Below are 22820 nucleotides of genomic sequence, written 5' to 3'. Positions count from 1 at the left end.
TAACAACATACACTTACTTTATAAAATCAAAGTATATGAGTTAGCTTGATTACCACCTTATTCACCTTGAAATACCAACATCTTTATTTTGCCGTTGTTTCACTTCTTCCATCTTCCTATAAAAAGCCTCCTCCATATCGATGTCAAAATAATTAGCAAACTTCATCATATACGCTAGACAATCCGCCAATTCTTTGCCGATGTCTTCTTTTATGTTTGCTTTCGCTATTTCGAAGGCTTCTGCTTCACCTTTTCCTTGATTGATCCATTTATTCGTTTGATTAAATGCCTTTCTTAATTCTTCCGCTACTTCCGCTACCTCTGTAGAGAAAAGCATATAATTATGTAATAAAGATGATTTTGCTGTTTGATAATCGCCACCACTAATTTCCCAATTCATTACCTCATGATATCTTTTCATATATCTCTGTAATTCTTTCATCTATTCCACCTCATTTGGATAAACTTGTTTGTCAAATACTGTACCATCCGTGTACTCAACTTCAATCACTAACCGCATATTGTCATATTGTTCAAATGGTTCAAGATCAAATGGTCTATCTCTCATCCCTTCGTCTTGAAGTGTCAATTGTTCTTCTTCCATCAGTGTATCATTTTGATATTTTAATAGATTTACTTCTTCAACGACATTTCCCTGGTTGGCTACATCGTGATAGTAAACATGTAGTCTCACTTGATCTTCATTAAAATGTACTTCAGTAAGCAATGAACCATAATTATTCGTTCCTATGTAATCTACATGTTCCGATTGTTGTTCACTTTGTTTGATGAGTCCTTCATGAGAAACAGATACAAAATAGCTTATTTGATTTTTCGGTTCTTTCTTTACAGATTCGGTTGTTTGTCCGCTAACCTCTACCTGACTAGATGAGTGAGAACTGACACTTGATTCACTTATGCTCACCTTCCATTCTGGTTTTTGTTCCATCTCAACCGGAATCTGTACCTGAAACATTCCCGTTTCCTCTTCATTTGCTGGTATCTCCGTGAACTCATTTGCCTCACCATATTTATAATGAAACATTACTTTTGCATCTTGATAAAATTCTTTGAGCTGCCAGGAAAAAGTTACATCCGTACTACCATTTGCTAATTGTTTCTCATTTGTTTCCATTGTGATTGGACTGATCCAGCTCTGCTCCTCGATAAAATGCTCTAATTCTTGCCGAATAACACCAGATTGACTGTTCACATTATTACTTAGCATTGATTGATTATCGGTCAGAAAACGAATATCTTCATTCATATTTTTTATTTTGGAAATCACCATGACATTTATAACCAAGCTTATGATTAGTGCTATCAGAATAAATAACCGAAAACCTTTGATGGATCGCTCTTTCTCCACTCTTTTCCCTCCCCTACCAAAACTCTTTTAACAAATATTGTAACATATCGATGTAAAGTTGCGATTCAGTTTTTAAGGAATTATGATAAAGTGAGACTATGATCAGAGTGTTAGCGTCTGTTATCCATCACTTGAAGTGGCGCTTACAGCCGTTTAGCACCGTGCTAAGAACAAATCATTAACCAAAAAGGAGTATATTCATGAAACTAATCTTAGCTTCTTCCTCACCTAGAAGACAGGAATTATTACAGCAAGTACATATCCCTTTTACCATACGGAAGCCTAATGTTGATGAATCACAAATTACCGAAACCGATCCAGCAGAAAAGGTTAAACAGCTTGCTATGTTAAAAGGAAGAGAAGTCCTGATTCAAGACAAAGACGAAGTTATTCTATCTTCAGATACGGTTGTTTCCTTTCAACAAAAAATTTTTGAAAAACCGGCAGATAAGCAAGCAGCCTACAAAATGATCGAAGCGATGAGCGGTAAAACACATGAAGTATATACTGGCGTGATGCTGCGTTCTGCGGAGCAAGAAGTTGTATTTGTTGAAAACACTAAAGTGGAATTTTGGCCATTAACAGAAGAAGAGATCATATCTTATATTGAAACAGATGAACCATACGATAAAGCTGGTGGCTACGGAATCCAAAGTGTTGGTGCGATGTTGGTAAAAGGAATTTTTGGTGACTATTATAATGTTGTCGGTCTACCTATTTCTCGTGTTGTACGAGATTTAAGAAAGTTCGAGATTTTTCCCAGATAAGATATAGATAAGCTTCTCAGGAAAGTGATGTCACTTTCCTTTTTTATGCAAATAAGCGTTTACATGTAAATTTTCTATTACATTTTATTCAAAACAATAGAATCATGAGCAAAAAGTATGTTACTTTAGAATAGTTGTTTTAGGTATAAATACCTTTTTGAAACAAGCTATATAATTCTAACATCCCGGAGGTTAACAAATGAGAAAATGGACTTTAGTTTTATTTTTGTCACTTATTATCGTGATGGCAGGGTGCTCTGAGGAAACTGACTCATCTACAATAGATGACAAAGTAAAAATAGGTGTTATGTTGTCGGACGTCGGACTAGGTGACCAGTCATTTAGTGACTCTGCTTTTTACGGATTAGAACATGCACGTGATGAATTAGGTATACTTTTTGATTATCGTGAATTGGCAGATGTCGGAGACTATCAAACTGGCTTAAACCAATTAATTGAGGAAGGCAATGACTTAATTATCGGTCTCGGATATATGATTGAAGAAGATTTAAAGAAAGCTGCAGAAGAATATCCAGATCAACAGTTCGTTATTGTTGATAGTGTGATAGATTTGCCAAATGTGACAAGTGTAACTTTTAAGGAACATGAAGGAAGTTTTCTGATCGGTGCTATTGCCGGTATGAAGACTGAATCCGATATCGTCGGATTTGTTGGTGGTGAAGATACTCCACTCATCCGCAAATTTTTGAACGGCTATAAACAAGGTGTTGCTGCGACAAATCCTGATGCAACGGTGTTAGACCAATTTGCTGGAGACTTTGGAGATGATCAACTTGGTGAAGAAATTGCTGCCGAACTAATCGAAGAAGGAGCAGATTATATTTATCCATCTGCTGGCTTCACAGGTGTTGGCGTAATCAAACAAGCACAAGAAAAAGGCATTTATTCATTTGGAGTCGATTCTGATCAATATTATTTAGGTGAAGATACCGTTGTAACATCTATGATGAAAAATATCGATGTAGCGATGTACACCTTAGCTACCGAACTAGTGGAAAATGGTGAACTAACAAGTGAACAATTAGAATTAGGTTTAAATGATGACGGGGTTGGATTAGCTCCTATTCGTGTTCTTTCTCTCACATCAGAAGAAGAGAATCAGCTGAATGAGCTGACAGATGATATCAAGTCTAATGAGATTACGGTGAACGAATAAGGAGAAAGGGTGAAACATATGAATTTAAAACAAAAATTAAGATTAAACTCTCTATTACCTTTGACTATCGCCTGTATTATTATCGGATTTATCGCATTTCAAATGACACAAATTCACTCTTCCAATAATGACAATGTCGAGCAACTTGTCGATGTCGAAAAACTAAATAGTGCGATAATCTCCGTTGAGCAAGGCTTAAGCAGCTTTTCTCTAAACAAAACAGATGCAGATGCAGAGTCTGTTCAAATAAGCTTACAGAAAAGTTCGGATATTTTAAAGGAATTAGCAAATACCAAAAGAGCGGAAGATCAAATACACAAGGTTGAAGAAAAATTAGCAACTTTAAATGATGAGATCACTGTAGCTTTAGATGAAAAAGATGCTGCAGAGGCTAAAAAACAGTCGATTCGAACTCGTGGCATTCAAAACGATATTCATTTATTACAATTAATCGTAGAGGAAAACTACCAAAAAGCACAACAACAACTAGAAACAAAGATTGATTCGGTCATCTTGTTCACGATTGTCTCAGGTATAGTGTTACTACTAGGCACAGGAAGCTTTTCTTTTATCACGACAAATCGGATCGTAAAACCAATTTATACACTTACCGATCATGCTGACGCTATCTCCAACGGTGATCTTACCAGGTCAATAGTAGAAACAACACGGAAAGATGAAGTTGGACAATTACATAATAGTTTTGCCCGCATGAATCAAGATTTAAAAGAGTTAATTGCTAATGTATTAGAAACAGCGCAAAGTGTCGCTGCTTCTGCAGAACAATTAAGTGCTAATGCAGATGAAACGTCAACAGCTACTGAGCAAATTGCCAATTCCATTCAAGAGGTATCAGATGGATCTGAACAACAACTTGATAATGTAGATCAATCTAATCGAAATGTCGAACAGATCTCACAAGATATCGAAGCTATCACAACTCGCATTTCACGTGCAACAGAATCTTCCAATCATGCTTCAGAACAATCTGAGCAAGGGATGGATACAGTGAATCGTGTTAGCGAACAAATGGCGATTATCAATCAAAACACCGAAGACACTGGCCAGGTAATCGAAGGATTAAATAATCATTCCCAGGAAATTAATAAAATCGTCGATATGATAACCGATATCGCTGAGCAAACCAATTTACTTGCACTGAATGCAGCAATCGAAGCAGCACGTGCCGGCGAACACGGAAAAGGTTTTGCGGTTGTAGCTGATGAGGTGAGAAAATTAGCGGAAGAATCCGGTCAATCCGCTCGTCAAATTAATGACTTAATTGCGGTGATGCAACAAACAACTGGTAAAGCAGTAGAGTCAATGGAAGCAGGAAATGAAGCAGTTAAACAAGGTTCCTCCCTTGTATCTGAAGCAAGTGATGCATTCGGAAATATTACAAAGGTTGTCACAGATGTTCAGGAAAGAATGGAGGAAGTGACGACTTCTCTTGATCAAATGAAAAACAATAACGAAACACTAGTTACATCAATGAATCACGTTTCAACCATTACTGAAAAAACTGCTCATCACTCCCAGGAAGTTGCTAGTGCGACAGAGGAACAAACAGCCTCTATTCAAGAAGTATCAGCCGCTACTAAAGTGTTAGCAGAAATGGCACAAGAATTACAGGATAAAGTAAGTCGATTTAAAATCTAGGAAAGATAGGTTGCTATAGGAAATGAGGCTAACTATATAAAGTCAATAGTTAGCCTCTTTTTTTATTTTGATTATCAAGTAAGATTCACTACTCTCCTACTTCAAAGGAGTCTTTATAGTATTGACGCAACTCTTCAGCATTATCTTTCCACTCCACTGGTTCACCGTAAACAAGTTGTTGAAATACTTCAAGACAACGGTGCCACCCCGCAGCCATATACATCGCCATAGATGCGTCATCGAAAGAATGCTTAAATGTAAAAAGACAACCATCTTCTTTTTCCGTTATTCGCATATCAAGTAAATCGTCTACTTCTTTGAAAACAAATGTGTGCGGTGCCTCTAACTCCAATACTTCTCCTTCGTAAACAGAACCTTCCCCATCGTCAAACTTCAGCTTACCACCGACTTCTACATCCATTTCTGTTGTTGCGAATGGATACCATTGTCTAAAGGAAGTCGGGTCAATTAAGGTAGCAAATACTTTTTTTCGGGAAAATGGGAATTTACATTCAAATGTTAGTGAATATCGTTCATTATGCTGGCTAAGTGTACCGTAATTCATGGGAACAACCTCCTTTTGCATGCTATTTTAACACAAAAACTGACAACAGTATTACGAAAGCATTATTTAGCATTGACTAGTTTCCTACATCATAATATGGTTATATTACTAAATCTTACAAAAAAGAGGAGCTGTTGGTATGAATCCATTAAATAACAAAATTACTGCTGTATTTATTCCTGTGAAAAATATTGAAAAAGCTCGCGACTGGTACTGTGATTTACTGGACAAAGAACCTCATAATGACTTCCCAGGAGGACACCTTTATGTTATCGAATTAGACAGATTAAATCTCGTATTGGACAGTAAAATTTACCGGGAAGATACCATCCTGAAAACACCTGCCTTCCATTTTGATACAGATAATATTGAAGTGGCCTATCAGTATATGGAAGGCAAAGGGGTAGAATTACTCTCTGATATTCAATTTGGCCATTTTTTTAATTTTAAAGATCTTGATGGTAACCATATGATGGTATGCGAGCGATAAAGCGATGGAAGTAGAAGATATATTTAGTGATTTTCCAATCTTGGAAACGGAGCGACTACTATTAAGAAAGGTATCATTAGGTGATATTCATGATATCTATGCCTATGGTTCCAATGAGGAAGTATCAAAATATGTAACATGGGACACCCACCAATCTTTAAAAGAAACTCTAGAATTTGTCGAATATATTATTAGTAGGTATGAAAGTAATTATCTTGCTCCGTGGGCAATCGAAATGAAAGAAATGCAACAAATGGTAGGGACGATTGATTTTGTCTCATGGGATACACACCAACATATTGCAGAAATCGGCTATGTAATTGCTCAAGAATATTGGGGAAAAGGGATTGTCACGGAAGCTGTTAAAGAAGTTATTGACTTTGGCTTTAACTGTATGGACTTAGAACGGATTCAGGCAAAATGTATAGTAGAAAACATTGGTTCAGCAAGAGTGATGGAGAAAGCAGGTATGATGTTTGAAGGAGTATTAAGAAAAACAGTATATAACAAAGGCAAGCATTGGGATGTAAAGATCTATTCGATTTTGAGAGAGGAATTTGCTGCACAATACTGAAAAAAGCAACTTGTTGATCCCTGAAAAATTTGTAAGACACCGCTCTAGTAACCACTGGAGCGGTGCTACTGATTAATTATAAGATTTTGATATACCCTTCTGTACCATGCACTCTAATCCGTTGTCCATCTTTTATGAGCTTGGTAGCATTCTCTACTCCAACAACTGCTGGCAATCCATATTCACGTGCGACAACTGCTCCATGGGTCATTAGTCCACCAACTTCAGTGACTATACCTTTTACCGATACAAACAACTGCGTCCAGCTTGGATCTGTGAAAGAAGTGACTAATATATCTCCATCTTCTAAATCAGCTTCTTCCATGTTTAAGATGACACGTGCTCGCCCCTCTATAACTCCAGAAGAAACTGGTAAACCTGCAATGGCTTCAGCTGGGAGATTTTCTCGTTTGTACTCACCAATAAAAATTTCTCCATCAGACGTGATAACACGTGGGGGAGTTAATTTTTCATATAATTTGTACTCTTCTTTTCGCATGTTAATGACCTGGTAATCCAGTTTGTTTGTCCGTATAACTTCACCAAGTTCTTCCAAAGAGAGATAATATATATCTTCTTTTTCCTGAATAACGTTAGCCTGTACGAGTTGTTCGGCTTCTTTCAATAGAGCCTGCTTATAAACGAAGTAGCGATTTATCATGCTGTATTTTGGATACTCTCTAAACCCGCTTAAATTCCGGATTAGATCGATCATTCGTTTTGTCTCTTTGGCCTTTTGTTCACCACCCGGCAGTTGCTTCAGTCGTTCTAATAACTCGTGTTCTTTTTTCACAGCTTCCTGTCTTCCTCGCTCAAATATTCGACTGCTAGCATTTGGCTCAAAGTTTTTGATATGATTAAGAATCAAAGGAACAAGTGTAATTGGTTTTTCACTCCAACGATTTCTAGTAATATCGATTTCTCCAACACATCTCATTCCATATTTATTGAGATAAGCTATTATGGCGTCTCGAGTTTTTTGTCCACCTTCAAACTTTACCAGTTCGTCCAAAAAGTTATCAGCTTTTACATGATGTAAAAAGTCAATTACTTCCGGATAAGGTCGTATTACATCTGCGACATCCAATAACTCCAGACCCATTTCCGATGTAATATTGTTTGGTACAGATTGAGATAATGTATCAGCTGCGTTTTTTTCACCTAGCCACTTCATCATGTTTTCATTGATCCATAATGAAGCATTCATAGCACTCATAACTACAGCTGAACTCTGTGGGTCAAATAAAATCTTTTTTAATTGCTGGATATCTTCTAGAATAAAATCAATTAAATTTGCTCCTGATTTAGTTCGAATATTTTGTTTTAACTCTTCAATCGAAACCTGACTATTCTTAATCAAATCAGAAACGATTGTCGGATCAGATTCGATTTGTTCAGGTCCCCAAGACGATACAGCTTTATTGTTTTTACTAGGATTCAGTTCATTTTTACCACCCGATGATGATTTTATAAATCCTTCACGCTTTACAATGGTCAGGAGTGCGTCTTTGATGAGTGGATCGGATTTCCCCAAGGTATCTATTACCGTTTTTCTACTGACAGGTGAAGCCAGATTATCTGTGATATCAACAAACAATCTACCACCAGCTTTACGCATAGGGGCAGGAGTTGTTAACAGATAAAAAGACAATCCTAATGGTTTCATCGGATCAGTCATCATTTGTTGATGGCCAACTGATACATAGACGTGATTCTTTTGATCATTCACTTCTGGGATGGGATATAAAGTTGTAATTGGACGACTCTGGAGAATATAAAATGTACCATTCACTAAACACCATTCGATATCTTGTGGGCAACCAAAATAAGCTTCAATCTTTCTTCCGATGCGCGCCAGCTGTAATATTTGTTGTTCAGTAAGTGTTTGAGTCTTTTGGATTTCAGGATCAATCTGCCGTTTCTCTGTTCCGCCCTCTTTTAGTGGATAGATAGCCATTTTTTTGGTAGCTATCATCTTATCGATGATTTCCTCTTCCTGTACTTTATAACAATCCGCCGATACCAAGCCAGAGACCAGTGCTTCTCCAAGCCCAAAACTGGCATCAATTGATAGTATCTTTCGATTAGAGGTAATTGGATCAGCGGTAAATAATATCCCTGAAGCCAGTGGAAAAACCATCCTTTGCACGATAACGGATATAGACACTTGACTATGATTAAATCCAGTTTGCATACGGTATATTACTGCGCTATCCGTAAATAGCGAAGCCCAACATTTGCTGATATGCTGTAAGATAGCTTCTTTGCCGATGATATTTAAATAAGTATCTTGTTGACCAGCAAAAGAGGCGTGTAATAAATCTTCAGCAGTCGCACTCGAACGCACTGCATAAGCATGTTGCTCGCCAAACTTGGAGAGATAGTGAGTAACACTGTTCACAACATCAGAAGGAATTTCTACTTCCATAATAATTTGTCGTATCTTCCTGCTGATTGCAGCAATTTGTTCTCGGTCTTCTACCTTTAACCTTGTTAGTCGGTCCAACAAAGCACGATACGTTTCATTTTGATCGACGGCTTTTTGAAATCCCTCTGTTGTTATACAAAACCCTTCTGGTACGTGTATTTCTTGAATTTTTGATAATTTCCCTAAATTCAAACCTTTTCCACCAACGAGCATATGCTGAGTTTTTTCTATCTCTTGAAAATCCAGAACTGAAGAACTCATTCTACATCACTCCTAACCATTAAAGTACAATTGATTTTAGCAGTAGTAAATGAGAATAAATAGTCTATAATTCGCTTTTTTTATATGCTATAATTAAAGTAGAAAGAGTACACTAACTAGTTAGACCTTAGCCTATGATCCCCCAGTTCTCAGCTTCTAATAAAAAAATAAAAACACCTCTCTCATATGGTATTCATAGAACTGAGGTGTTCTGTTAAAATTGTTTCGTTTTTTGTTCAATATGAATGTTTTGCTAGCTCAATTTCCTGTAACCTGCTTGGACTGTGCCACTTTCATTAAATAATATTGTTCCTCACGGGCCATGTGATCAGCCATTGAGGCAGTGAATGTACTTAATACCTCTGCACTAAGCTCCATTTCTTCTAATTCATGCAAAAAAGTTTTAAATAAACCTATTTCAACCTCCACGTCATTATTGAACTTTTTTAATGCGGGAAATGCATTAACATTGGAACGTAAATAACCGGTCAGTTCTACTGCTTTCAAATAAAATTGATTAAAATGCTCTGTGAAAGCATGACTTTTCTCTTTTAAACGTTTCTCGACACCATCCATCTCATCATTAATCGCGCCCGCATGACCGGATGCATCCAGTAACCAGACCAGGTGATGGTGTAATTCATGGAAAATAGGTGGCACCTCGCCTTGCTTCAAATAGCCTAATATCAACAAATATTCTTCCAATTCATTGACCATGTGATTCAAAAATGTGGGTGTCAAATGAATCCCCATTTGACCCGTCAAGTGCCGTTCAATAATGGAAAGCTTGAATTCTCTAAATTGCTTAGTGAGATCCTCCACCATAATCGAGAATGAAATGGCATTGGAGGTATCAATAGCGCTTGATTGGGAAAGCAATTGATCATACTGTGAGCGAAACATTTTGGCTTTTTCAATATCCTCGGTTTGTGATGGGTAAAGGGAATCATGAATAAACCGAGCGTGATCTCCGAGCACCTGCAGCCAAAATTGATGTTCAAACACAGCACTTTTTAAATAATTGGATTTCAAACCTGACATCCCCTTTTTTATGCAATGATGGTATATTGTATTCGGCAAACAGGGGAAATATTAACGAAATACTCTCAGATTAACGTGTATGTTCCTCTAGTCAGTCTGTTTAATATCCTACATTCTGCTGATACAGACGAAAGAAAATTTTCACCATAATTAAAAGGAAGCATATTTTTAACCAGACTAAATCTTTCTTAAGTTGAGTTAATTGTTTAGAACAGGGGCCATTTTCTACCTATATTGTTCAACAATTGCACCCTTTTCTAGAATACCCGACAGTGAAAATCAAATCAAAATACCCCTACCTGCTCCATTAAGTACACGCCATCAGAAGATACCCAATAACCTTTTATTCTCCCATCTTCGACTTGCATAATATCCACACCGTTAAAGCTAATGATTTTTCCCACTTCTGCCTTAGCACCTGGCATACCTCCTTTGTATGCCCCTGTAAATTGCCAGCGTGCCGAGACATACGGACTATCTAAGATAGGGCCTACTACTACCGTCATATCAACATCATCAAAAAAGGTACAAGCATCCCTAATGATTCCCTTTAAGGCTTCTGCTCCCTTTTTATCACCCGAAGATGTTCCGTCAGTTCTTGCCTGATGAACCATGCAATCAGGAGCTGTTACCTTATCAAGTATGGAAACGTCCTCGTTCCAGGCTTTTACCCATAATTTATAAACTTGATTTTCGTCAAGAACAGTCAAATCAAAAACCTCCTAAAATACGATTTTATACTATATTCAAGTTCTTTCGTGAAATACCTTCAATTACTCCACAAACTGGTCCTTTTCTTCTTACATTAAACTAGCTATCCTCTATGAATAGTATATTTCATTAGCTAGCTGTTGAGGGATTATTTTTGTACGCTATTAAAATCCTTTTCTGACATCTACTTTATTAGGTAAAGGTCTATTCTTTTCTATATTTTCAAGTGTATCAACAAAACATTCTACTGCTTCTTTAGCAGTTGTCACAGCGGAAATATGTGGTGTCATCATCGTGTTTGGGTGTTCCCACAATGGATTGACTTGTGGCAGTGGTTCCGCTTGAAATACATCAAGTACAGCAAATCTTACATGACCGGTATCCAATGCTTGCAAGAGATCTAACTCATTAACAGATTCACCCCTGCCAACATTGATAAAACCAACACTCCATAAATCTGAAAAAATACCTTTATTAAATAAATGCTCTGTTTTTTCCGTTAACGGCAAGGTATTAATCAGATAATTCATTTCATTCAATAATGCAAAATGCGTATCAACTGTATACACCTTTTTAAGAAACTCTTTTTGTTTACCGCTCCAAGATACTCCGTAAACCTCTACACCAAAAAAAGAAAGAACCTGTGCTATTTTTTGACCTATCTCTCCTGTACCATAAATCATTACTTTTGATTCATTTAACATCTTAGGTGTGATAGGTCTCCAATCCTTCTCCGCTTTCTGATGAAAGAATTGATCATGATACTGTAAGTCTTTTAGTATGTAGCTAAGGCAATACTCGCTAATTCTTTCTCCAAACGAACATATCGTTCTGGTTAAGATAACATGGTCATTCCATTTCTTTTTGAATAAGAAACTATCTACACCTGCACCTAAAGAATGAACCCATTTCACTTTACTATAGTCATAACTTGCTCTAGTTTTGAAGGATACAAACGCATCAGCCCAGTCTAAATCTTCATCCCTTAATTCGTCTTCAGTCAAGTAATGGAATTGCTTGTCCAGTTTATATTTTTCTATCAGATTTTGTATTTCTTGATTCAAAGGACTAACAAATAGAATATTGTTGATTTTCATGTTGATCTCCTTTCATTCGTTAACTGGGTAGGTAATTATTATACCTAGTCAAAAGAGGTCCTAGATACAATTTGTTAATCTGTCTATTACCTCCAATGACCAGGCTTTTCAATATAACTTGGAATCTTGGTACGGCTATCTCCTTTTGCCGAATTAATTTGAGATTGGGTCAGAAAAAGAGCACCTGTCAAATCAGCACCATATAACTTAGCATCTCGAAGGTCCGCCCCAATAAAATCTGCTTTTCTTAAATCACTATTGCTTAAATCTGCTGCTATTAATAGCTTCCCGCGAAAGTCCTCTCCTTTAAGATCTGATCCTACTAAACTTTCCTCTATTAAATCATTTGTCTCCATTATTCTTTTATTTTTATTCATGAAGTCTTTCCGATACCATTGACTTGTCTTTGTTAACAGCCCGTTGACAATACTTCTATGTCCCATAATATCCAATTCTAGAATCTCCTTTGGATGCTTCTTAGTTAGTTTGACAGTATCATGATAAGTTTGCTGAAGATGGTCATGTAGTGGTTGTGTTTCCTTTAATGTCAATGCTTGTTTGAGGTACCAAAGCATTTCATGTAGTTGCTGAACGATAGGAAACACAGCAAACATTTCTTCTGCATGTTGACTATCCTTACGCCAGTCTTTCCCACTATAAATAGTTTGTGAAACATGCTGACCTGCACCAAAGCATTCATATGTGACACAACCATTAAAGCCTTTGCCTTTCAATTGGTCATGAATAGCACACATATTATTGGAGCATAAGTGTCGGCACGGTATTCCTCCTTCCTTACTAAAGGGAAAATCATGAGACTTACCAAATGGTAAAGCTACACAACATAAGGCAAAGCAGTTTTTACAATCTGATTTAAGATCATTTAGCATTTTCAATATTTCCTCCATATTTTTGCAAGCGGATTATTAGTAATATTCTATCATACTATTACTTGAATGCCTTGAAAGAGCAAAAGATAAGAAATCAAAGAGTAAAACAACATGATATGATTAACTCAGCCAAAGCTTAAGGAGGAAAATATGATGACGATTAACATTACACCTTATTTAATGATGGATGGAAATGCAAAAGAAGCAATTCAATATTATCAGCAAACATTAGGTGCTGAAGTACCTATGCTTATCACATACGATGATATGCCTGAACTACCTAAAGAGGATTTGAAAGGTCTTATAGCCCATGCAAAGCTAGAGATAGGAGGTTCAGCTATTTGGATTTCTGATAGTCCTAGTACTTTACCTGTTCTACAAGGTAATCAGGTTACCATCTGTATTACATCCAATGACGTTAAACAATCAAGACGTTTTTTTGAAGCTTTAAAGGATGAAGGTCAGGTAAGAATGCCTTTTCAAGAACAATCATTCAGTCCTGGATACGGTAGCTTAACTGACAAATTTGGGGTAACGTTTTTATTCGACACGGAAAATTAAAGTAAAGAGAAAAAGCAGGATCATTTCCCTGCTTTTTTATTGGAATAAATAATAGTGGATACTTTGAACAAGTATTATTAATGACTTTTATTTACCTCTCCGATAATATTTCTAATTAACGATTTAACTGTTTGTCTTTTAGCTAATCGTGGACTTTGCCCAGACCAAAGCGACATATAATCACGATTTTTTTGTGAAGAAGATTTTTTTCTAATTCCTTTTGTTAAACTGTTTTGAACAGGAAAATCTGGTAAATATGTTTCATGTTGTTTCATGTTGGAAATGAATTTATTGTTAACTCCTCTAGCCCATTTTCCCGAAAAGGCTCGCGTTAAAACTGTCTGGTCTTCCGTGGCATGAAGAATTTCTTCTATATGTAATGCATTAGCGCCACTTTCCAAACAAGTTAAAAAAGCGGTTCCCATTTGAACACCTTGAGCTCCTAAACAAATAGAAGCCTTTAAGCCTCTTCCATCCATGATTCCCCCTGCTGAAACAACAGGAATGCTCACATGGTCAACAACCTGCGGGATTAGGGACATTAATCCTACCAAGCTTTCTTGCTCCCCTTCCAAGAACGTTCCTCGATGGCCACCAGCCTCACTGCCTTGCACAACAACAATATCCATCCCACTCTGTTCCACTTCCATTGCCTCATTAACTGTTGTAGCGGTTCCCATCAAAATAATGTTTTGTTGTTTTAACCTTTCAATTACTTCTTTGGAAGGAATACCAAAGGTAAAAGAGCACACAGGAACCCTTTCTTCTATAATAACCTTTATTTGTTGATGGAATGTTTCTGTTACTCTATTAAACGTCGATATTTCCATATCAGTTTCTACATGCAATTGCTCACGAATCGGCTGCAATAATCGATTAGCTGTGTTCATTTCATTCTCCGTCACATCAAATTCTCTTGGGACAAATAGATTGATGCCAAAATAATTGGAGGTTAAACCCTTTATTTCTCTGATCTGATCGCGGATTTGAATAGGATACATATAACCTGCTCCAATCATGCCCAGACCGCGATTGTTTGAAACCTCTGCTACCAACTTTGACGTTGTTATTCCTCCTGCCATTGGTGCTTGTATAATCGGATATTGAATATGCAAAAGTTCTGTTATTTCATTACGAAGCATTATCTACACCTCTTTCTTACAAACATCTTAGAACTATTGTATAACATATTTATCCATTTTAATATGTTACTTGGAAATTTTGAGAAATCATTATAGATTAAAACGTATTCTATTCAACAGGAACTTGATATTCTCTTCCATCAAGTGTTCTGGTGCTCGTTACTATCAAAAAATACGGTCTGTGTATACTAAAATATAGCAAAGCACAGACCTATAATGAGTTGCTGTTTAAATGCTCGATTTGTTTATGAAAGTTTTACTTTTTTATATACTAGCACACCTACCCCAATGATCAGGATGATTGCTCCTAATAAGAGGAACGTATATATATTAGTAGCCGTATCCGGAAGACGTTCTCCTTCCTCTTGATTACTTCCTTCAGCTGAACTTGCTTCCTTGTTGCTATCCTCTGAAGTTTCTTGATCATTTTTTTCTTCAGAACCTACTTTGTCAGTATCTTCTTCTGTGTTTTTACCGTCATCTGATCCAACATTAGATCCGTTGTCGTCAATTCCTTCACCAGAGTCGCCACCATCATCTTGACCTTCTTCATCAGAACTACCATCATTGTCATCTTCAGGTTTCTCAGGGGCTTCTGGTTCTTCCCCTAATAAATCATTAATGCGACCTTCGATAACAGGATCAACCTCACCACCTAAATCTTCTACCATATAATCACGTAATTGTTCCCAATCGATTTCCCCGATATCTCTTACTCGTCCTTCATCATATGCTTGAGCAAAGACTTCAAAACCGTCTCCACCTTTACCTGTAAAATTGTTGGTCGTTACTAAATAAGATTGGTCTAAATCAATATCCTCATATTCACCATCCATTTCTACTTCCATTGTAACAATTCGGGACCCAGGTTCCTTCGTGCTATCATAGTTAAATTTCATACCAGCTACTTGTAAAAATCCACCGCTTTCTGCAGGCGCTTGTCGGACACTATGCTCCAAAATTTCTTTAATTTCTGCTCCTGATAATTCTGCAACAACTGGATCATTTCCAAACGGTAATACGGCAATCACTTCTCCAACAGTAATTGGACCTTCATCAATGGCCGCACGAATTCCTCCACCATTTTGCATGGCAATCACAACTTCTGGATTTTTTTCTCGAGCTTTTGCTAGCATTGCATCTGTGATAAGGTTTCCTAATTCTGTTTCATTTGCCCGAACACTAACTTCACTATCACCTAAGCGCGGATTTGGAATGTCTTTCATCGCCACTGCGCCTGTTTCTTGATTGGTTAGCTCATCTACCTCTTCTTTGTAGGAAGACAGTACTTCCTCAGCTTCTGGGTCGGCTTCTTTTTCGTTAATATCGATTAATTGACCATCATAGCCTACAACTACACCATTTTCATCAAAATTAACATCTAATTTACCAAGCAACTGTGCGTATTGGTGTGCCTGAACGATAACAGTTGGATCTTTTTCTGTTCCATTTTTATCTGTTGACACGATAGTTGGTTCATCCAATTTCGTATGAGAGTGTCCACCAACTATTACATCAATCCCGTCGACACTTGCTGCAAGCTGCAAGTCATTTCCTATATCTGGTGTGCTATCATAGCCGATGTGGTTTAGTGCAATAATCTTGTCCACACCTTGTTCTTCAAAAGCCGCAACAGCTCGTTCGGCCTCTTCTATATAATTTAAAAATTGCACATTTACCGGGCTCGAAATATTCGCTGTATCTTCTGTCGTCAGCCCAAAAATACCAACCTGTTCTCCATTAACTTCTTTAATAATACCATCATAGACAGATCCATTATCTGGCGAATCAGTAAATATATTCTCATTTATGTAAGAAGCCATAAATGGGTCGCCGGAGAAATCAATATTAGTTCCAAGGAATGGAAACTGTGCTTCCTCTACAAATTTCGATAAAGACTCATGTCCGTCTTCACCTGAACCTAGGTCAAACTCATGATTCCCAAAAACCATTGCATCGAAATCCATCATGTTTAATAAGGCCAAATCAGCTTGTCCATGAAACTGGTTAAAATACAAAGTACCAGAAAAAACATCTCCAGCATGAAGTAACAATGCATCAGGATTTTCCGCTCGCACTTCTTTTATAGCTGTTAACATTTGAGGTAATGGTTCTACATGTGCATGTGTATCATTCATATGCATGATCGTTAACGAAAAATCACTGTCATCCTCAACAGCCAATGTACTCGTAGGTAAGACTATCGTTAATACTAAGACACTAATAGCAACCATTCTAAACGAAAAGCCGAATCTCTTATTACTTGTCATATAATGATTACCTCCTAAATAATTATTTGTTTTCTACTAAATCTATTATGATATAACATTAGACGTAAGTTATGACAGAACAAGTAATAGCATTATTCAACATCTACCTACTTTCATTCTAGAAATCTACTATTAACTTAGAATTAAAATATCGTAAAATATATGTAAATCTATACCAATTATAATGTCTTAGACTCGTTACGTAAATGATACTAAGGTAATAGCTAAAGAACACAGGGCGGCAATTAGTGAAACAATTTCTATCCGAAGACCATGAAGTGACAGCAGTCGTACGTCGACCAGAACAACTTGATATATGCAGTCTAATGATAATATCTTTTTCATGAAAACCCCCCTCATCTTAGTAAACAAAAGGAAAGGGGGATTTTTATAGTAGGATTCTCTTGAATTAATGCATATAACGATATTCCATCAATTGCTTCAACATTTCAATTTCCTCTAATAATTCCTTTCCAACATTGGTTTCTCTCACTTTTTTTCGTTCGAGTTCTTTGTCTACTACTCTTCTAACAGATAAAACATCTGCACCATTTAGCAGCACATCCTCTTTAGAATTAAAATGCTGGTGAGCTACTAACTGCATGCCAAATGAATTATATAACAACGTATATCCTGCAATACCAGTAGTTGACTGGTACGCTTTGGAAAACCCACCATCAATGACAATCATTTTACCGTTTGCTTTGATAGGATTCTCTCCTTCTACTTCTTTAACAGGGGTATGACCATTAATAATATGGCCTTGATCAGGATGAAGATCAAATTCTTCTAACATTTTACGACATACTTCCTCATCTTCTCTCAAATAAAAATAAGGATTTTTTTGTTCTTTATGTGCTTGTTTATCTGTAATGAAATAGCGCTCAAAAGTTGTCATGGCACGTTTTCCAAACAGTGATGAATATTCTCCTGTCCAGAGATACCAGACCATGTCTGTTGCCAGATCATCTGTCTCTTCCAAATTCGCAAAAGCATATCGTAAGTATTCTTCAAACTTATCTAGTAACTCACGACCTTTATAGGTGTTACCTTCAATCACCATCTGTTCCATGTTCCCATCTTCATCAACAGGAATACAGCCATGTATTAATAAATTGCCGTTATATCTTAAATATAGATTCCCTTTTTTCATGAGAAACTTCATATGTCTCGATAATTTCTCCGAATATTGTACCGAAAGTAAGAGTTTATCGATTACCTCCTGCTCTTCCGGTAACAGTTTCGCCGGATTTTCTGGATCTACTGTAGCAAAGCAAGTATTTTCAAGTGGGTACGTTCTACCGTAAACTGTTACTTGATTATTCTCATAATCTACTTTTTCCAGTAAGAGTCTTTCAGACATATTAAAGAACGGTCGCCGCTTGATAATAGGGCTTTCTAATTTAAATTGAATCATTGCTATTGCCTGATGAATTTTAGTAATTTGTAATGCCTCATCCGTTGATAGTGGTTTATCAGGATGCTCCTTCGGTCTGAAAGCAGGGTTGTCATCATAGTACTTTTCAGCCAAATTCAATAATGGTCTAAGATTAATTCCATAAACATCTTCAATAATATCGAGGTTGTCATAACGGGCACATATACGAATGATATTGGCAAGACAAACCTTTGATCCGGCAAAAGCGCCAATCCATAGTACATCATGGTTCCCCCATTGGATATCAAGAGAATGATAGTTGATGAGCGTATCCATAATTTTATCTGGGTCAGGTCCACGATCATAAATATCTCCTACTACATGAAGATGATCTACTACCAGCTGTTGAATTGTATAAGCAAGTCCTGTGATCAATTTATCCGCCTGACCTAACGTAATGATCTGCTGGACAATTTTTTCATAATACGGTTTTTTGTTAGAATATTTATCAGATTTATAAAGCAATTCTTCGATAACATAAACAAACTGTTCTGGTAATGCCTTACGCAGCTTCGAGCGGGTATACTTAGAAGATGCGTATGGAATCAGTTGAATCATATCGCAAATGATTTTCTCGTACCAGTTATTCAATTCCTGTTTATGATTAAAATTATTTTTAATTAATGTTAATTTTTCTTCAGGGTAATAGACTAAAGTAGCGAATTCATTAATTTCATTCTGTGACAATTTATCTTTGAAGATATCTGTTATTTTCTCTTTCACTTTACCTGATCCATTTCTCAGCACATGTTGAAATGCATGATATTCCCCGTGCAAATCACTGACAAAGTGCTCCGTACCTTTTGGTAAGTTAAGAATCGCTTCCAAATTAATTATTTCGGTTACCACTTTTTCTTCACTGTCGTATTTTTCGGCAAGTAAGTCCAAGTACTTCGTATTCAATGTGTAAATATCCCCTCTCCGTTATTTATCACGGCGCTAATCGTCCGTAAACCTCCATTGTTGGGAGCTCGATTTTATATAGCATTATTGTAACAATTAACACAACATATTTCTAGTTTTTATTCTTTTAATGCTACACTTTATCGAAAACGTTGTATTAAAAATTATTTCTCGGGAAATATCGGCATCACTCCTTAGCTATTTCGTTTCAACGTCGATTTGCGCTATAATATCATTCAGGAGGGGTTACATGTCGACATATACTGTCATTGGCGGTGGAATTGCCGGTGCTTCCATAGCCTATCATTTTGCCAAAACCGGGAATTCTGTTACTGTCTTTGATCGCTCTGACAAAGGACAAGCAACTACTGCTTCAGCAGGGATCATCTGCCCATGGGTCAGTCAGCGCAGAAATAAAAAATGGTACAGAATTGTTCAGGAAGGTGCTCGTTATTACCCGGATTTCATTAAAGAGCTCGAGGAAACAACCGGGCAGTTTACCGGATACAAACGAAATGGAGCGATATGTCTTTTTAAAGATGAGCGGATTCAGCAACTTGCATATGAACGCATTTCTGCCAAACAGGATGGCTCACCAGAAATGGGAAATGTTCGTAAATTGACAAAAGCAGAGGTAAAAGAAATGCATCCACATCTGACTGATTGTTATCCAGCCGTATTTGTAGAAGGTGGGGGGCAAATCCGTGGAGAAAGTCTGCTTTCAGCTTTAAAAGAAGGGATACGCCTTCATGGTGGTGAATGGATACAACAAGCTATCAAGCCTGAAAAGGCAGAAGGTACTGTTATCTATGCTGCTGGTGCATGGGCTGGTGAGTATTATCAAACACCTTTAGTCCGTCATCAACGGGCAGAATTATTGCACCTTAAACTGGATGATGAATACCAGAGTAGAGAAGCTCCTGTTGTGATGGGACTTGGACCAATGTATATTGTCGGAACTGATCATAATCAATTTGCGATCGGGACAACACATGAGGATACTGAAGATTTTTCCATTGCCCCATCAGAAGAAAATCAGCAATACCTACATCAGGAGGCAATGCGCTATTTTCCGAAAACTACAATCCAAGACCAATTTATGGCTGTAGGATTACGCCCATTTACAAGGGATTCATTGCCGTATATCGGATGGACCGCAGATCATATCCTCTCCGTGAATGGGTTAGGTTCTTCCGGATTAACAGCAGGTCCGGTAATTGGAAGAGAAGTTGCAGCCTATCTAACGGACAAGGAAACTGTTTTGAATCTGGAAGATTATGCTTATATTTAAGCATCACAAGATAATAGCTAGAAGGGACTGAACGATGCACAGATATCAATATTTTTTATCCATCAATTAAACTTAAAAATGGGAGGTAAAAGTATTGATTCAACACTTATATACGAAAAGACTACACTTAAGGAAAATGACTTCTGAAGATGCAGCTAGTCTGTTTACCATTTGGTCTGACTCTGATGTAACAGCGTTTATGAATATTAGTAACTTTACAACGAGAGAGCAGGCCGAGGAAATGATCTCTTTTCTCGATCGGTTGGCACAAGATCATAAAGCAATCCGTTTTACCATCATAGAAAGAAACTCTAACGACATTATCGGATCCTGCGGGTATAATTCCCTTGATTTCGAAAATAAAAAGGCAGAAATAGGCTATGAAATAGCAAAAAAACACTGGGGTAAAGGCTTTGCACCAGAGGCCATCTCAACTCTTATTGATTATGCCTATAATAGATTGGATTTCCATCGAATCGAAGCGAAGGTGGAACCGGAAAATGTGAACTCGGTGAAAGTTCTAGATAAGTTAGGTTTTACTTATGAGGGGACATTAAGACAGTGTGAGAAAGCTAAGGATAAGTTTATTGACTTACAGATGTATTCCAAATTAAAAACAGACTAGAATATTTAAAGCAAACCTCAAAAGCGTAACATTTTTGAGGTTTGCTTAGCTTTTACTTAGTGCATACCTTGTTGAGGAGCTTTTGTATAAGCTTGCAGCATATTATTCATATCTTGAGCGTCTAGTTTCGGTAGTTGATAATAACCATGTTTGTTTTGATATAGGAACAGTTCATAGCTCATTTCGATCATGTTCGGCACACTATCTGCAATAATGCGACGCAATACCGGATTGTTCATCTCTACTGCTGCCATGGTCAGCCCAGAAGCCATTGATTTAGTATGACCTAACATAAAAGAGGAGAAACATTCATCCGTAAACTCATTAACAGACTGCTTTGGTTTTTTTGGTTGCCCAGCCTGAGTGCCGTAAGTAACCTCGTTGTTTTGTTGCATCTTATACTGTTGTGTTGGTACTTGTGGATCTTGACCAGTTTGGAAGCTTTCTACGATTGTGTTATACATTTGCGTAAGAAACGAAGTTTGGCGCTGCAGGATACCTTTTAATTCCTGATCTTGAATATGTTGATCATACAATTGATACTGCTCCATCATCCCGATTAAGCCACCAATTAATTCATGGGAATCCATCATTTCATGTGCACCATGATTATGACTAGTCCCTTGGTTCGCCATATTTTGTGGCATTTGCGCATTGTTTTGCATCTGATTTTGGTTTTGATTTTGCACTATAGTAACCTCCTGTATTTTAAATTCAAGTATATATTTTCCTCTTAGGGAACATTTATGTATATAATTTTCCGTAAAAAACAAAAATTCTCGTAAATGCGTTATTTACTTCTAAGAATAATTATCAACTTTGGAGGATTTACTTCAACTTTTTTAAAATACTATCAACTTTTAGGCTGACAAAGACAATATAAAAGTCCGGGAATCCCGGACAATCGCATTTTTTACACTTCTTCCATTATCTTTTCAAGACTTGCTGTCGTATAATGACCATCTATCCCTGGTTTCGTAATCAAATAATCTAAAATTTCTTTATTCTCTAGCGATAATGTTGTTTTTAAACCGTGAATGATCATGCTTAAATATTCTTTAGATGGTGTATGAAAAGGGACATCTAAATTCCAATCCGCAGTGAAAGTGACGATGGGATAACCATCTTCTTCACCTAAAAACAAGATCGTTCCATACCATGAATCTCGTAATGTCTTGTATCCACTCTCTATCACCTCATCTAAATCGATATGTAACTCCGCTCCGTTATTTTCCTGTTTAACTACATCCATAAATTGCTCTTCTGTTATTAAATATTTTCTACTGTATGTATGAAACTGTTCATCTTTACTCAATCCGATAAAAGCTACCCCTTGTTTTTGCCAGCGTCTTGATTCTTTTGCAAAGTAAAGCGGATATGGCATGATATGTGTTCCTTCAGCGATTGGAAGGGATGTATCTCTACACCCTACCTCTCTTTTTTCTGAACCTTTAGGGTGTCCACCTCTGATATAACATAAAAACCTATCCCTGCTTAAATTAGATCCATAGCTTGCATACCAGACATAAGACCCTTCTTTTGACGAAGACAATATAGATTC

Annotated in this window: 21 protein-coding genes and 1 pseudogene; 9 read left to right on the top strand and 13 right to left on the bottom strand. The window is 37.0% G+C overall.

Translation table 11 applies throughout. From position 1 onward, the window contains the following. Nucleotides 1–61 precede the first annotated feature (61 nt). Together J5J03_RS08945 and J5J03_RS08940 are read right to left on the bottom strand one after the other, a co-directional pair. A complete protein-coding gene (locus J5J03_RS08945; RefSeq protein ID WP_208588813.1) occupies nucleotides 62–442 on the bottom strand; it encodes a MazG nucleotide pyrophosphohydrolase domain-containing protein in 381 nt (126 codons plus the stop codon). Then, on the bottom strand, nucleotides 443–1369 hold the full coding sequence (locus tag J5J03_RS08940; RefSeq protein ID WP_208588812.1) for a hypothetical protein: 927 nt from the start codon (nucleotides 1367–1369) through the stop codon (nucleotides 443–445). A 200-nt stretch (nucleotides 1370–1569) separates the two neighbouring features. Here J5J03_RS08940 and J5J03_RS08935 point away from each other — a divergent pair, with 200 nt between their 5' ends. From J5J03_RS08935 to J5J03_RS08925, 3 genes are all read left to right on the top strand, one after another. Next, a complete protein-coding gene (locus tag J5J03_RS08935) occupies nucleotides 1570–2136 on the top strand; it encodes a Maf family protein (RefSeq protein ID WP_208588811.1) in 567 nt (188 codons plus the stop codon). A gap of 199 nt (nucleotides 2137–2335) precedes the next feature. Then, nucleotides 2336–3313 carry a BMP family lipoprotein gene (locus J5J03_RS08930; RefSeq protein WP_208588810.1) on the top strand — a complete coding sequence of 326 codons (978 nt, stop codon included), beginning with the start codon at nucleotides 2336–2338 and terminating at the stop codon, nucleotides 3311–3313. Nucleotides 3314–3331: 18 nt separating this feature from the next. Continuing rightward, entirely contained in the window at nucleotides 3332–4972 is a 1641-nt protein-coding gene (locus J5J03_RS08925; RefSeq protein ID WP_208588809.1) for a methyl-accepting chemotaxis protein, read from the top strand. An 88-nt stretch (nucleotides 4973–5060) separates the two neighbouring features. Here J5J03_RS08925 and J5J03_RS08920 read toward each other — a convergent pair whose 3' ends face one another. Then, the gene (locus J5J03_RS08920) at nucleotides 5061–5537 is read right to left on the bottom strand and encodes an SRPBCC domain-containing protein (protein WP_208588804.1); all 477 of its coding nucleotides are present in this window, start codon (nucleotides 5535–5537) and stop codon (nucleotides 5061–5063) included. Nucleotides 5538–5676: 139 nt separating this feature from the next. On the opposite strand from J5J03_RS08920, the gene J5J03_RS08915 reads away from it, so the two are divergent. Continuing rightward, the gene (locus tag J5J03_RS08915) at nucleotides 5677–6027 is read left to right on the top strand and encodes a VOC family protein (protein ID WP_208588800.1); all 351 of its coding nucleotides are present in this window, start codon (nucleotides 5677–5679) and stop codon (nucleotides 6025–6027) included. A gap of 4 nt (nucleotides 6028–6031) precedes the next feature. Next, nucleotides 6032–6601 (top strand): GNAT family N-acetyltransferase, encoded by a 570-nt coding sequence (locus tag J5J03_RS08910; protein WP_208588799.1) that lies wholly within the window; start codon nucleotides 6032–6034, stop codon nucleotides 6599–6601. A 76-nt stretch (nucleotides 6602–6677) separates the two neighbouring features. Here the strand turns inward: J5J03_RS08910 and ppsA are convergent, their stop codons facing one another. The 5 genes from ppsA to J5J03_RS08885 form a co-directional block, all read right to left on the bottom strand. Continuing rightward, nucleotides 6678–9290 carry a phosphoenolpyruvate synthase gene (gene ppsA, locus J5J03_RS08905; RefSeq protein ID WP_208588798.1) on the bottom strand — a complete coding sequence of 871 codons (2613 nt, stop codon included), beginning with the start codon at nucleotides 9288–9290 and terminating at the stop codon, nucleotides 6678–6680. A 258-nt stretch (nucleotides 9291–9548) separates the two neighbouring features. Next, on the bottom strand, nucleotides 9549–10331 hold the full coding sequence (locus J5J03_RS08900) for a DUF2935 domain-containing protein (RefSeq protein WP_208588795.1): 783 nt from the start codon (nucleotides 10329–10331) through the stop codon (nucleotides 9549–9551). A 284-nt stretch (nucleotides 10332–10615) separates the two neighbouring features. Next, nucleotides 10616–11041 (bottom strand): ester cyclase, encoded by a 426-nt coding sequence (locus J5J03_RS08895; protein WP_208588794.1) that lies wholly within the window; start codon nucleotides 11039–11041, stop codon nucleotides 10616–10618. Between the two features lie 165 nt (nucleotides 11042–11206). After that, entirely contained in the window at nucleotides 11207–12139 is a 933-nt protein-coding gene (locus tag J5J03_RS08890) for a D-2-hydroxyacid dehydrogenase (protein ID WP_208588792.1), read from the bottom strand. An 86-nt stretch (nucleotides 12140–12225) separates the two neighbouring features. Further along, nucleotides 12226–13029, bottom strand: coding sequence for a pentapeptide repeat-containing protein (locus J5J03_RS08885; RefSeq protein WP_208588791.1), 804 nt, complete (start codon nucleotides 13027–13029; stop codon nucleotides 12226–12228). Nucleotides 13030–13182: 153 nt separating this feature from the next. Here J5J03_RS08885 and J5J03_RS08880 point away from each other — a divergent pair, with 153 nt between their 5' ends. Next, a complete protein-coding gene (locus J5J03_RS08880) occupies nucleotides 13183–13590 on the top strand; it encodes a VOC family protein (protein ID WP_208588789.1) in 408 nt (135 codons plus the stop codon). A 77-nt stretch (nucleotides 13591–13667) separates the two neighbouring features. Here J5J03_RS08880 and J5J03_RS08875 read toward each other — a convergent pair whose 3' ends face one another. Together J5J03_RS08875 and J5J03_RS08870 are read right to left on the bottom strand one after the other, a co-directional pair. Then, nucleotides 13668–14732 carry an NAD(P)H-dependent flavin oxidoreductase gene (locus J5J03_RS08875; protein ID WP_208588788.1) on the bottom strand — a complete coding sequence of 355 codons (1065 nt, stop codon included), beginning with the start codon at nucleotides 14730–14732 and terminating at the stop codon, nucleotides 13668–13670. Between the two features lie 245 nt (nucleotides 14733–14977). Next, entirely contained in the window at nucleotides 14978–17002 is a 2025-nt protein-coding gene (locus tag J5J03_RS08870; RefSeq protein WP_208588783.1) for a bifunctional metallophosphatase/5'-nucleotidase, read from the bottom strand. Nucleotides 17003–17244: 242 nt separating this feature from the next. Here J5J03_RS08870 and J5J03_RS22355 point away from each other — a divergent pair. Then, nucleotides 17245–17349 (top strand): annotated as a pseudogene (locus J5J03_RS22355) (hypothetical protein); the annotation flags it as partial. A gap of 62 nt (nucleotides 17350–17411) precedes the next feature. Here J5J03_RS22355 and J5J03_RS08860 read toward each other — a convergent pair. After that, nucleotides 17412–19343, bottom strand: a complete 1932-nt coding sequence (locus J5J03_RS08860) for a fructose-1,6-bisphosphatase (protein WP_208588779.1) — start codon at nucleotides 19341–19343, stop codon at nucleotides 17412–17414. Between the two features lie 250 nt (nucleotides 19344–19593). On the opposite strand from J5J03_RS08860, the gene J5J03_RS08855 reads away from it, so the two are divergent. Then, nucleotides 19594–20634: an NAD(P)/FAD-dependent oxidoreductase gene (locus J5J03_RS08855; protein ID WP_208588778.1), complete on the top strand. Its 1041-nt coding sequence runs from the start codon at nucleotides 19594–19596 to the stop codon at nucleotides 20632–20634. Between the two features lie 94 nt (nucleotides 20635–20728). Next, nucleotides 20729–21259: a GNAT family N-acetyltransferase gene (locus tag J5J03_RS08850; RefSeq protein ID WP_208588777.1), complete on the top strand. Its 531-nt coding sequence runs from the start codon at nucleotides 20729–20731 to the stop codon at nucleotides 21257–21259. Nucleotides 21260–21315: 56 nt separating this feature from the next. Here J5J03_RS08850 and J5J03_RS08845 read toward each other — a convergent pair whose 3' ends face one another. Together J5J03_RS08845 and J5J03_RS08840 are read right to left on the bottom strand one after the other, a co-directional pair. Beyond that, nucleotides 21316–21948, bottom strand: a complete 633-nt coding sequence (locus J5J03_RS08845) for a spore coat protein (protein ID WP_407927827.1) — start codon at nucleotides 21946–21948, stop codon at nucleotides 21316–21318. 224 nt (nucleotides 21949–22172) lie between these two features. Beyond that, nucleotides 22173–22811 carry a hypothetical protein gene (locus J5J03_RS08840; protein ID WP_208588776.1) on the bottom strand — a complete coding sequence of 213 codons (639 nt, stop codon included), beginning with the start codon at nucleotides 22809–22811 and terminating at the stop codon, nucleotides 22173–22175. Nucleotides 22812–22820 lie beyond the last annotated feature (9 nt).

It is taken from the genome of Gracilibacillus suaedae (assembly GCF_017599345.1).
Classification (GTDB): domain Bacteria; phylum Bacillota; class Bacilli; order Bacillales; family Amphibacillaceae; genus Gracilibacillus; species Gracilibacillus suaedae.
The sequence above is the reverse complement of the archived record's forward strand: the minus strand, read 5'-3'. Positions and strand labels throughout refer to the sequence as shown.